Annotated in this window: 9 protein-coding genes; 8 read left to right on the top strand and 1 reads right to left on the bottom strand. The window is 69.3% G+C overall.

Going from position 1 to position 12538, the window contains the following annotated elements:
* Positions 1-5: 5 nt before the first annotated feature.
* A complete protein-coding gene (recN, locus tag ACYVAK_RS09720) occupies positions 6-1673 on the bottom strand; it encodes a DNA repair protein RecN (RefSeq protein ID WP_461060317.1) in 1668 nt (555 codons plus the stop codon).
* A 126-nt stretch (positions 1674-1799) separates the two neighbouring features.
* Here recN and hrcA point away from each other — a divergent pair, with 126 nt between their 5' ends.
* The 8 genes from hrcA (at position 1800) to greA (ending at position 12537) form a co-directional block, all read left to right on the top strand.
* Positions 1800-2849 (top strand): heat-inducible transcriptional repressor HrcA, encoded by a 1050-nt coding sequence (hrcA, locus tag ACYVAK_RS09715; protein WP_461060315.1) that lies wholly within the window; start codon positions 1800-1802, stop codon positions 2847-2849.
* A gap of 48 nt (positions 2850-2897) precedes the next feature.
* A complete protein-coding gene (gene grpE / locus ACYVAK_RS09710; RefSeq protein ID WP_461060313.1) occupies positions 2898-3434 on the top strand; it encodes a nucleotide exchange factor GrpE in 537 nt (178 codons plus the stop codon).
* 136 nt (positions 3435-3570) lie between these two features.
* A complete protein-coding gene (dnaK, locus tag ACYVAK_RS09705; protein WP_461060311.1) occupies positions 3571-5487 on the top strand; it encodes a molecular chaperone DnaK in 1917 nt (638 codons plus the stop codon).
* 111 nt (positions 5488-5598) lie between these two features.
* Positions 5599-6732 carry a molecular chaperone DnaJ gene (dnaJ, locus tag ACYVAK_RS09700; protein WP_461060309.1) on the top strand — a complete coding sequence of 378 codons (1134 nt, stop codon included), beginning with the start codon at positions 5599-5601 and terminating at the stop codon, positions 6730-6732.
* A gap of 55 nt (positions 6733-6787) precedes the next feature.
* Complete coding sequence (locus tag ACYVAK_RS09695) at positions 6788-7513, top strand: 4-hydroxy-tetrahydrodipicolinate reductase (RefSeq protein ID WP_461060307.1); 726 nt, start codon at positions 6788-6790, stop codon at positions 7511-7513.
* Positions 7514-7695: 182 nt separating this feature from the next.
* Positions 7696-8832: a glutamine-hydrolyzing carbamoyl-phosphate synthase small subunit gene (carA, locus tag ACYVAK_RS09690; RefSeq protein WP_461060558.1), complete on the top strand. Its 1137-nt coding sequence runs from the start codon at positions 7696-7698 to the stop codon at positions 8830-8832.
* Position 8833: 1 nt separating this feature from the next.
* Positions 8834-12064: a carbamoyl-phosphate synthase large subunit gene (carB, locus tag ACYVAK_RS09685; RefSeq protein ID WP_461060305.1), complete on the top strand. Its 3231-nt coding sequence runs from the start codon at positions 8834-8836 to the stop codon at positions 12062-12064.
* On the top strand, positions 12061-12537 hold the full coding sequence (greA, locus tag ACYVAK_RS09680; protein WP_461060303.1) for a transcription elongation factor GreA: 477 nt from the start codon (positions 12061-12063) through the stop codon (positions 12535-12537). Before carB ends, greA begins: the two co-directional genes overlap by 4 nt.
* Position 12538: the final 1 nt, after the last annotated feature.

Below are 12538 nucleotides of genomic sequence, written 5' to 3'. Positions count from 1 at the left end.
CCTGTTCAGCGCTTTCGCGCCTTCTCCAGCATTTGTCTTGCGCTCGTGCGAACTGCGGACGTGATCTCGACGCCGCCGAGCATGCGTGCGATTTCCTCCACGCGCGCCGGCTCCTCCAGTCGTTCGGGGTGGCTGAAGGTCTCCTCGCCGCTCACTGACTTCGCCACGCGGTAGTGCGTGTGGCCTTGGGCCGCGACCTGCGGCAGGTGCGTCACGCAAAGGACCTGGCGGCCGCCGCCGAGTTGGCGCAGCTTCTGGCCCACGATCTCGGCGACGGCGCCGCCGATTCCCGTGTCCACCTCGTCGAACACCATCGTCGGGGTGTCGTCGAGGCCGAGCGTCGCGACCTCAATGGCGAGGGCGATACGCGCCAGCTCGCCGCCCGAGGCGACCTTCCGGAGGGGGCGCGGCGGCTGGCCGGGGTTGGCGCTGACGAGGAACTCGACGCGCTCCGCACCCGTGGCGTTCGGGCGCGTCTCGCCTTGAGGTTCGAGCGCGACCTCGAAGACCCCACCGCCCATCCCGAGTTCCTGCATCAGTGCCGTGATGGCCGAGCCGAGCGCGTCGGCCTGCTGGCGCCTTGCGGCGGTGAGCGTCGCGGCGGCCTCGTGCCAGCGATCGGCGGCGGCCTCGCGTTCGGACTGGAGGCGGGTCACTCGCCCCTCGGAACCGCGGAGGGACTCCAGTTCCGCACGGAGGGCCTCGCGCCGGGCTTCGAGATCGCGCAGCGGCACGCGGTGCTTCCGTGCCAGGTCGTGCAGGCGCGACAGCTGCTGTTCGCCGCGCTGCAGGGCCATCGGGTCGAGATCGAGCCTCTCGCGGGCGGTGTCGAGCAGGGCGACGGCTTCTTGCAGCTGCAACCGTGCCGATTCGGCGAGGCCGGCCGCTTCGGCGAGGCGAGGCTCGTCAGCGATCCACTTCGACAGCGCGGCGAGGGCCTGGCCGATGCCGGCTGCCGCGCCGTCGTCGTCGCCGAGCAGGAGGCCGGCGCGCTCGCAGGCTTGCACTAGCGCGCCGGCGTTGGCAGCGCGCCGGTGCTGGGCCAGCAGGGCGTCGATGTCGGCGGGGGCCAGCGGCTCCCGGTCGAGCTCGTCGAGCTGGTGGCCGAGGTAGTCGATGCGGTCGCCGACATCGCCGCGCTCCTGCAGCTGCGCCAGCTCGCGCTCGGCGGCCTGCCAGTCGGCGGCGGCCTTCTGCACCGGGGTGAGCAGGGGTTGGAGGCGTCCGTAGGCGTCGAGCAAACCCAGCTGGCGGCTGCGATCAAGAAGGGCCTGGTGCTCGTGCTGGCCGTGGATCTCGACCAGCCGGGACCCCAGGGCCGAGAGCTGCGAGATGCTGACCGCCCGCCCATTGATCCACGCCTTCGAGCCCCCGTCGGCCTTCACCACCCGCCGGAGCTGGCAGGCGCCCTCGTCGTCGAGTTCGTTTTCGGCCAGCCACACGGCCGCGTCGGGAGCGTCGTCCAGCGTGAATTCCGCGGAAAGCTCGGCGCGGGCCGCCCCGGCGCGGACCATGCCGGCGTCGGCCCGGGCGCCGGAGAGCCAGAGCAAGGCGTCGACCAGCAGGGACTTGCCGGCGCCGGTTTCGCCAGAGATCACGGTCATGCCGGGGCCGAAGCGCAGTTCGGCGGCGCGGACGACGGCGAAATCGCGGAGGGAGAGCAGCTTGAGCATGGGGTCACGGCAGCGAAGGGGGCGGGCACGGGGCGGGCGCCCCGTGCCGGCGAGCGCGAACGCTAGCATCCGGCCATGGCAGCGCCAACGCTTGCCATCGGGGAAGGCCGGACTTATCTATGCGACATGCCGCCATCCTCGCACCGCCTCGACCCCCGCGCCCGCCAGCTCCTGCGCTCGCTCGTGCATCAGTACATCGCCCATGGCGAGCCGGTGGGTTCCCGGACGTTGGCCAAGCAATCGGGGCTGGACGTCAGTGCGGCCACCATCCGCAACATCATGGCGGACCTCGAGGAGCTGGGGCTGGTGGCCGCACCGCACACCAGCGCCGGCCGCGTCCCCACCTCCCACGGCTACCGGGTGTTCGTCGACAGCCTGATCGAGCTGCCCCAGCCGGACGAAGGGCTGGTCCGCCAACTGGCCCAGCAACTGCCGCAGGGGCAGGGCACCCAGGGCCTGCTGGCCGGCGCCACCGAGCTGCTCTCCTCGATGAGCCATTCGGTCGGCGTCGTCACCGTGCCCCAGCGTGCGGCCTTCGCCTTCCGCCACATCGAGTTCGTGCCGATCGACGCCCAGCGCGTGCTGGTCGTGATCGTCTTCATGGACCACGAGGTCCAGAACCGCATCATCCAGACGCGTCGGCCCTACACGCAGGGCGAACTCGAACAGACCTCGAACTACCTCAACCGGCACTTCGCCGGCCGTGGTTGGGCAGACATCCGTGCCGCCCTGCTCCGCGAGCTGCAGGATGCCAAGTCCGAGCTGGAGCGCACTCTGGCCGCGGCGGTCGAGCTCTCCGAGCAGGTCCTGCCGGAGGGGGATGACGACGTACTGGTCGCCGGCCAGACCCGCCTGATGGGCAGCCCCGATCTGGCCGACGTGGAGCGCCTCCGCGGCCTGTTCGACGCTTTCGCGCAGAAGCGCGAGATCCTCGGCCTGCTGGAACGCTGCGCCCGGGCCCAGGGGGTGCGCATCTTCATCGGTGAAGAAACCGGGCTGGCGCCGCTCGGCGGCTGCACGGTGGTCACGGCGCCCTATGCCGTGAACGGCCGGGTGCTGGGCGTGCTGGGCGTGATCGGCCCCACCCGGATGGCCTACGAGCAGGTCATCCCGATGGTGCAGGCCACGGCCCAGCTGGTCGGGCAGGCCTTGAAACCGGCGACCCCGGCCCCATAACGGGGGCGATCGTCACCGAACTGCCGCCATCCGCGGCCTGGAAAACCCATGAACCATGAGCACGAGCCGGTCGATCCGGCCGAGGCCCCGGAAGGCGCTGCGCCGGGCGAACACCTGTCCACCGAATCGGCGTTGGAGGTCGAGAACGCCGAACTGCGCGTGGCGCTGGCGGAGCTCCGGGAGCAGACCCTGCGCGAGCGCGCCGAACTGGAAAACCAGCGCCGCCGCATGGCGCGCGAGGTGGAAAGCGCCCGCAAGTTCGCCAACGAGCGACTGCTGGGCGAACTGCTGCCGGTGTTCGACAGCCTGCACGCCGGACTGAAGGCGGCGGGTCCGGACTCGCACCCGCTCAAGGAGGGGTTGGAACTCACCCTCCGCCAGTTGCTGAAGACGGCTGGCGACAATGGCCTCACGGAGCTCGACCCCAAGGGCGAGGTGTTCAACCCCGAGTTCCACCAGGCGGTGGTCCAGCAGCCGAGCGCAGACGCCGCGCCCGGCACCGTGCTCGACGTGTTCCAGAAGGGCTACGTGCTCAACGAGCGCCTGCTGCGTCCGGCCCTCGTGGTCGTCGTCGCCGACGCCTGACGGTTCCTTGAACAGCTCGCGCCGCGCCGGCGCCTCGCGCGTGACGGCGACTTGAATCGGCGGCCTGCGCACCCATCTCGCAGACATCACTGAATCGGCGCCGCGCGCCGGACGAATCGAAGAACAGGAGACTCCCATGGGCAAGATCATCGGCATCGACCTCGGCACCACGAACAGCTGCGTCGCCGTCATGGAAGGCGGCAACATCAAGGTGATCGAGAACGCGGAAGGCGACCGCACCACGCCGTCCATCGTCGCATTCACCAAGGACGGCGAGACCATCGTCGGCGCCTCGGCGAAGCGCCAGGCGGTCACCAATCCGAAGAACACCTTCTACGCGGTGAAGCGCCTGATCGGTCGCAAGTTCACCGACGCCGAGGTCAAGAAGGACCTCGACCTCGTGCCGTATTCGATCTTCGCCCACGACAACGGCGACGCCTGGGTGGGCACCGCCGACGGCAAGAAGATGGCGCCGCAGCAGATCTCGGCCGAAGTGCTGGGCAAGATGAAGAAGACCGCCGAGGCCTACCTGGGCGAGACGGTTACCGAGGCCGTCATCACCGTGCCGGCCTACTTCAACGACAGCCAGCGCCAGGCGACCAAGGACGCCGGCCGCATCGCCGGCCTCGAGGTGAAGCGCATCATCAACGAGCCGACCGCGGCCGCCCTGGCCTACGGCCTCGACAAGGGCGACGCCAAGGACCGCAAGATCGCCGTGTACGACCTCGGCGGCGGCACCTTCGACGTGTCGATCATCGAGATCGCCAACATCGATGGCGAGAAGCAGTTCGAGGTGCTGGCGACCAATGGCGACACCTTCCTCGGCGGCGAGGACTTCGACGCCCGCGTCATCGACTTCCTCGTCGAGGAGTTCAAGAAGGAGCAGGGCATCGACCTGCGCAAGGACCCGATGGCCCTGCAGCGCCTGAAGGACGCCGCCGAGCGCGCCAAGATCGAGCTCTCCTCCTCGCAGCAGACCGAGGTGAACCTGCCGTACGTCACGGCCGACGCCTCGGGCCCGAAGCACCTCAACATCAAGCTGACCCGCGCCAAGCTCGAAGCCCTGGTCGATGACCTGGTCAAGAAGTCGATCGAGCCCTGCCGAATCGCGCTGAACGATGCCGGCCTGCGCGCCAGCGAGATCACCGACGTGATCCTCGTCGGTGGCATGACCCGCATGCCGAAGGTGCAGCAGGCCGTCGCCGAGTTCTTCGGCAAGGAGCCGCGCAAGGACGTCAACCCGGACGAGGCCGTCGCCGTCGGCGCCGCCATCCAGGGCGGCGTGCTGGGCGGTTCGGTGAAGGACGTGCTGCTGCTCGACGTCACCCCGCTGTCGCTGGGCATCGAGACCCTCGGCAACGTGATGACCAAGATCATCCAGAAGAACACCACGATCCCGACCCGCGCCTCGCAGGTGTTCAGCACCGCCGAGGACAACCAGAGCGCCGTCACCGTGCACGTGCTGCAGGGCGAGCGCGACCAGGCCCGCTTCAACAAGTCGCTGGCCCGCTTCGACCTGGCCGGCATCGAGCCGGCCCCGCGCGGCATGCCGCAGGTGGAAGTGACCTTCGACATCGACGCCAACGGCATCCTGCACGTGTCCGCCAAGGACAAGAAGACGGGCAAGGAGCAGAAGATCGAGATCAAGGCCGGCTCGGGCCTCTCCGAGGAGGAGATCCAGCGCATGGTCGCGGACGCCGAGGCGAACCGCGAAGAGGACAAGAAGTTCCAGGAGCTCGTGCAGGCCCGCAACCAGGCCGATGGCCTGATCCACCAGACCCGCACGGCCCTCAAGGAACACGGCAGCAAGGTGCCGGGCGACCAGCTGGGCGGCATCGAGTCGGCGCTGTCCGACCTCGAGACCGCGATGAAGGGCGACGACAAGGCCCAGATCGAGGCCAAGACGAACGCCCTGGGCCAGGCCGCGCAGTCGCTGTACGCGGCGGCTGCGGCCGGCCCGGCGGACGCCGGCGAGGCCTCGGCGGGCGCTTCGGCGGGCAAGGCGGACGACGTGGTCGACGCCGAGTTCACCGAGGTCAAGAAGGACAAGTGATGCTGATCCGGCGGCGCATGCGCCGCCGGATCAAGCAGCCCGCGATCAAGCGGTCAAGCCGCTTATCGCGGGCTTTGCACGATGGTGTTTTGCGTCAAGAACGGGGCGGCGATGAGCAAGCGGGACTACTACGAGGTGCTGGGCGTTTCGAAGGGCGCGTCGGAAGACGAGCTCAAGAAGGCGTATCGCCGTCTGGCGATGAAGCACCATCCCGACCGCAATCCCGGCGATGCGGCGGCGGAGGAGGCGTTCAAGGAGGCCAAGGAGGCCTACGACGTCCTGTCCGACGCGAACAAGCGCCGCATCTACGACCAGCATGGCCATGCCGCCTTCGAGCAGGGCATGGGCGGCGGCGGTGGCGGTGGCCCGGGCGGCTATGCCGACATGGGCGACATCTTCGGCGACATCTTCGGTGACATCTTCGGTGGCGGTCGCCAGCGCGGCGGCCCGCGCCGTGGCTCCGACCTGCGCTACGTAATGGAGCTCGACCTCGAGGAGGCCGTGGCCGGCATCGAGAAACGCATCGACGTGCCGACGATGGCGAACTGCGGGTCCTGCGAAGGTACGGGCGCCGAGGACAAGAAGACCGAGACCTGCGGCACCTGCCGCGGCGTGGGCCAGGTCCGCATCCAGCGCGGCATCTTCCAGATGCAGCAGCCGTGCCCCACCTGCGGTGGCAGCGGCAAGATCATTCCGAAGCCCTGCAGGGTCTGCCACGGCACCGGTCGCGTGCGGCAGGAGAAGACGCTGTCGGTGAAGATTCCGGCGGGCGTCGATACCGGCGACCGCATCCGGTTGCAGGGCGAAGGCGAGGTCGGCCAGCCCGGCGCGCCCAGTGGCGATCTGTACGTCGATGTGCAGGTGCGCCCGCACCCCGTCTTCGAGCGCGACGGCGACGACCTCTACTGCGAGATCCCGATCCGCTTCTCGCAGGCGGCGCTCGGCGCGAGCATCGCGGTGCCCACGCTCGAGGGCGAGGTCGAGATCAAGATCCCGGCGGAAACGCAGACCGGCAAGCTGTTCCGCCTGCGTGGCAAGGGCGTGCGCTCGGTGCGCTCGCGCCAGACCGGCGACCTGCACGCGCGGGTGGTCGTGGAAACGCCGGTGAACCTCACGGCGCGCCAGCGCGAGCTGCTCGAAGAGTTCGAGCGGACCTTCGAAGGCGAGGACGCGGCCCGGCACTCGCCGAAGTCAAGCACCTTCTTCGACGGCGTGCGGGCGTTCTGGGACCGCATGACAGGGTGAACCCGGTGCTCGCCCGCGTTGCAGGCGCCGCGCCGCGCCGCGTAGCCTTGCGTGCATGACGACCTCCATCGACCTGCTGGTCCACGGCGCTTCCGGCCGCATGGGCCAGCGCCTTCTCGCCCTGTCCGGCGAGTTCTCCCGCCTGAACCTCGTCGCCGCCGTGGCGCGCGGCACGGCCGGCCTCGTGGTGCCCGAGGGCGTGGCCCTGCCGGCGATGCGGCTGTCCGAGGCGCCGGCTTTCCGCCTGCTGATCGATTTCAGCCTGCCCGAAGCCTTCGACGCGGCCTTGGCCCTGGCGGTCCAGCGTCGCGCGGCCTTCGTCAGCGGCACGACCGGCCTGTCGCTGGGCCAGTTGAAGGCGCTCGAATCCGCGAGCCGGCAGATCCCGGTGCTGTGGTCGGCCAACTTCAGCCTCGGCGTGGCCGTCCTGTCCGACCTCGTCGAGCGCGCCGCCCGCGCCCTGCCGGGCTGGGACCTCGACATCGTCGAAAGCCACCATGTCCACAAGAAGGACGCGCCGTCCGGCACCGCGCTGGCCCTCGGGGCCTCGGCGAAGGCGGGCGGGGCGGAGCCGCGCTATGCCAGCCTGCGGGCCGGCGACATCGTCGGTGAGCACTGGCTGCAGTTCGCTTCGGCAGGCGAGCGTGTGGAACTGGCCCATCGCGCCACCTCGCGGGACATCTTCGCCCGCGGGGCTTTGGCGGTCGGCGAATGGCTGGCCGGACAGCCGCCGGGCCACTACGCGATGCGCGACTGGGTCGCGGCCAAAACCCGGGACTGACCCGAGCGCGGCCGGGGCCTCGCTGAACGAGACGCCGTCTCCGGGGGCGAATTCCGCTGGCGTCACGCGGGCTTCGCGGCTAGAATTCCGGCTCGCCTGACTCTCCTCCCATGCGCCTGCCTTCGGCCGGTGCAAGGGAAGCGCACGCCGCGCGCGAGTCACCCCACCGTAAGGCGATCGAAGTGACCCAACCCGCCATCCTCGCGCTCGAAGACGGAACCGTGTTCGAGGGCGTTTCCGTCGGCGCGCCCGGCCTTTCCGTCGGTGAAGTGGTGTTCAACACCGCGCTCACCGGTTACCAGGAAGTCCTGACCGACCCCTCCTACGCGCGGCAGATGGTCACCTTGACCTACCCGCACATCGGCAACACCGGGTTCACGCCGGAAGACGACGAGGCCGCCAAGGTCTGGTGCGCCGGCCTGATCGTCCGCGACGTGCCGCGCCGCCCGAGCAACTGGCGCAGCCGCGAGGCGCTGCCGGAATGGCTCACGAAGCGCGGCGTGGTCGCGATCGCCGGCATCGACACCCGCAAGCTGACGCGCCTGCTGCGCGAGCGTGGCGCCCAGAACGGTGCGCTGATGGCCGGTGATATCGATGCCGACAAGGCCATCGAGGCCGCCCGCAAGTTCCCGGGCCTGAAGAACCTCGACCTCGCACAGGTCGTCACCACCGACCGCGTCCACGAGTGGACGGAAGGCTCACTGGACCTCGACCGCGGCGGCTTCGCCAAGGCCGACGGCCGCTTCCACGTCGTGGCCTACGACTTCGGCGTCAAGACCAACATCCTGCGCCTGCTCGCCGACCGCGGCTGCCGCTTGACCGTCGTCCCGGCCAAGACGCCGGCCGCCGACGTGCTGGCGATGAGACCCGACGGCGTGTTCCTCTCCAACGGCCCCGGCGACCCGGCGCCCTGCGATTACGCCATCGCCGCGATCGTCGAGATCCTCAAGGCCGGCGTGCCGACCTTCGGCATCTGCCTCGGCCACCAGCTGCTGGCGCTGGCCAGCGGCGCGGCGACGCTGAAGATGAAGTTCGGCCACCACGGCGCGAACCACCCGGTGCAGGACCTCGACTCCGGCCGCGTGATGATCACCAGCCAGAACCACGGCTTCGCCGTCGACGAGGCCACGCTGCCCGCGACGCTGCGCGTCACCCACCGCTCGCTGTTCGACGGCAGCAACCAGGGCATCGCGCGCACCGACGTCCCCGCCTTCAGCTTCCAGGGCCACCCCGAAGCCAGCCCCGGCCCGCATGACGTGGCCGGCCTGTTCGACCGCTTCATCGGCCTGATGCAGGCCCACCCGCAGGGAGCCCGCTGACATGCCGAAGCGCACAGACATCCAGACCATCCTGATCATCGGCGCCGGCCCGATCGTCATCGGCCAGGCCTGCGAGTTCGACTACTCGGGCGCGCAGGCCTGCAAGGCGTTGAAGGAAGAGGGCTACCGGGTCGTGCTGGTGAACAGCAACCCGGCGACGATCATGACCGACCCGGAGATGGCCGACGCCGTCTACATCGAGCCGATCAACCCGGCCACGGTCGAGCGCATCATCGCCAAGGAAAAGCCCGACGCCCTGCTGCCGACGATGGGCGGCCAGACCGCGCTGAACTGCGCGCTCGACATGGCCGACGCCGGCACGCTGGAGAAGTACGGGGTCGAGCTCATCGGCGCGAAGCGCGAGGCCATCCGCATGGCCGAGGATCGCGAGCTGTTCCGCGTGGCGATGGGCGAGATCGGCCTCGAGTGCCCGAAGGCCGCCGTGGCCAAGAGCTTCGAGCAGGCCGTCGAGATCCAGGCCACCGTCGGCTATCCGACCATCATCCGCCCGAGCTTCACGCTGGGCGGCTCCGGCGGCGGCATCGCCTACAACCGCGAGGAGTTCGAGGAGATCGTCAAGCGCGGCCTCGACCTCTCGCCGGTGGGCGAGGTGCTGGTCGAGGAATCCGTGCTCGGCTGGAAGGAGTTCGAGATGGAGGTGGTCCGCGACACCGCGGACAACTGCATCATCGTCTGCTCGATCGAGAACCTCGACCCGATGGGCGTGCACACCGGCGACAGCATCACCGTCGCCCCGGCGCAGACGCTCACCGACAAGGAATACCAGCGCCTGCGCGACGCTTCGATCGCCGTGCTGCGCAAGATCGGCGTCGACACCGGCGGCTCGAACGTGCAGTTCGGCATCAACTCTCAGACCGGCCGCGTGGTCGTCATCGAGATGAACCCGCGCGTGTCGCGCTCCTCGGCGCTGGCCTCGAAGGCCACCGGCTTCCCGATCGCCAAGATCGCGGCCAAGCTCGCCGTCGGCTACACGCTCGACGAGCTGAAGAACGACATCACCGGCGGCCTCACCCCGGCCTCGTTCGAACCGTCGATCGACTACGTCGTCACCAAGATCCCGCGCTTCGCCTTCGAGAAGTTCGCCGCCGCCGACGCCCGCCTCACGACGCAGATGAAGTCGGTGGGCGAGGTGATGGCCATGGGCCGCACCTTCCAGGAGTCGCTGCAGAAGGCCCTGCGTGGCCTTGAGATCGGCAAGGTCGGCTTCGACCCCACCGGGGATGCCGAGCGTGGCGAGGAAGGGCTGGTGCGCATCAAGCGCGAGCTGAAGGACGCCCGTCCGGAGCGCCTGTTCCACGTCGGCGAGGCCTTCCGCGCTGGCCTGTCGGTGGAGGACGTCTACAGGCTCTCGTACATCGATCCGTGGTTCCTCGACCAGATCGAGGAGCTGATCGCGATGGAGCGCGAGGTCGCTGCCGGTGGCCTCGCCGGCCTCGACAAGCCGCGGCTGCGCACGCTGAAGCGCGCCGGCTTCTCCGATGCGCGCCTCGCCCAGCTGGTCGGCACCGACGAATCGGCCGTGCGCGCCCTGCGCCGCGCCTTTGGCGTGCGCCCGGTCTACAAGCGCGTCGACAGCTGCGCCGCCGAGTTCGCCACCTCGACCGCCTACATGTACTCGACCTACGAGGACGAGTGCGAAGCGCAGCCGACGAGCCGCGACAAGATCATGGTGCTCGGCGGCGGCCCCAACCGCATCGGGCAGGGCATCGAGTTCGACTATTGCTGCGTGCACGCGGCGCTCGCCCTGCGCGAGGACGGGTTCGAGACCATCATGGTCAACTGCAACCCGGAGACGGTTTCGACCGACTACGACACCTCCGACCGACTGTACTTCGAGCCGCTGACGCTCGAGGACGTGCTGGAGATCGTCGATCTCGAGAAGCCGAAGGGCGTGATCGTCCAGTACGGCGGCCAGACCCCGCTGAAGCTGGCGCGCGCGCTCGAGGCCAACGGCGTGCCGATCATCGGCACCTCGCCGGACAGCATCGACCTCGCCGAGGACCGCGAGCGCTTCCAGAAGCTGGTCGAGGACCTCGGCCTGCTGCAGCCGCCGAACCGCACCGCCCGCAACGCCGAGCAGGCGCTGGCCCACGCCAAGGAGATCGGCTACCCGCTGGTCGTGCGCCCGAGCTACGTGCTCGGCGGCCGCGCGATGGAAGTCGTCTACTCCGATGAGGACCTCTCGCGCTACATCCGCGAGGCCGTGCAGGTCTCGAACGACTCGCCGGTGCTGCTCGACCGCTTCCTCGACAACGCCGTCGAAGTCGATGTCGACGTCATCGCCGACAAGGACGGGCACGTACTGATCGGCGGGATCATGGAGCACATCGAGGAGGCCGGCGTGCACTCCGGCGACAGCTCGTGCTCGCTGCCGCCGTACTCGCTGTCGAAGGCCATCCAGGACCGCCTGCGCGTGCAGGTGGCCGAGCTCGCCCGCGCGCTGAAGGTCGTCGGCCTCATGAACACGCAGTTCGCGATCCAGGGCGAGACGATCTACCTGCTCGAAGTGAACCCGCGCGCCTCGCGCACCGTGCCCTTCGTGTCGAAGGCCATCGGCCGCCCGCTGGCGAAGATCGCCGCGCGCTGCATGGCCGGCAAGACCTTGGCGGAGCAGGGCGCGACGAAGGAGATCATCCCGCCCTACTTCTCGGTGAAGGAAGCGATCTTCCCGTTCGCGAAGTTCCAGGGCGTCGACCCGATCCTGGGCCCCGAGATGCGCTCCACCGGCGAGATCATGGGTGTCGGCCCCACCTTCGAGGACGCCTTCGCGCGCGCCGAGGAAGCGGCCAACATCAAGGCGCCGGCGCCGGGCAAGAAGGTGTTCTGCTCGGTGCGTGACGCCGACAAGCAGCGCTTGCTGCCCGTGGCCCGTGACCTGCTGGGCCGTGGCCACAAGCTGGTGGCCACCGAGGGCACGGCGAAGTTCCTCGCCGCCGAAGGCTTGGAGGTCGAGCGCATCAACAAGGTGGCCGAAGGCCGCCCGCACATCGTCGACCTGATCAAGAACGGCGAAATCAGCTACGTGATCAACACCACGGAAGGCAAGGTCGCCATTGCCGACTCCTTCTCCATCCGCCGCGAGGCGCTGCAGCACCGCGTCACCTACTCGACGACCGTCGCCGGCGCCCGCGCGCTGGTCGGCGCCATCGATGCGCGCAACAACCCGCGCGTGACCTCGCTGCAGGAACTGCACAAGGAATTGAACGCATGAGAGCCCCGCTGACCAGCAAGGGTGCGACGCGCCTCCGCGAGGAGCTCGAGAAGCTCAAGACGGTCGATCGTCCGAAGATCATCGAGGCCATCGCCGAGGCCCGCGCGCACGGCGACCTCAAGGAGAATGCCGAATACCACGCGGCGCGCGAGATGCAGGGCTTCATCGAAGGCCGCATCAAGGAGCTCGAGTCCACGCTGTCGCACGCGCAGGTGATCGATATCGCGTCGCTCAACGCCGGTTCGCGCATCGTCTTCGGCGCGACCGTCGAACTGGCCGACGTCGACACCGACGACAAGGTCAGCTACACCATCGTGGGTGACCTCGAGAGCGACATCAAACAGCGCCTGATCTCGATCTCCTCGCCGGTGGCGCGCGCGCTGATCGGCAAGCACGAGGGCGACACCGTCACCATCGACGCGCCGGGCGGCCAGCGCGAGTTCGAGATCACCGGCGTCCGCTACATCCCCTGAC

This window comes from Silanimonas algicola (assembly GCF_054777375.1).
Note: the sequence above shows the minus strand (reverse complement) of the source record. Positions and strands in the feature narration are given on the sequence as shown.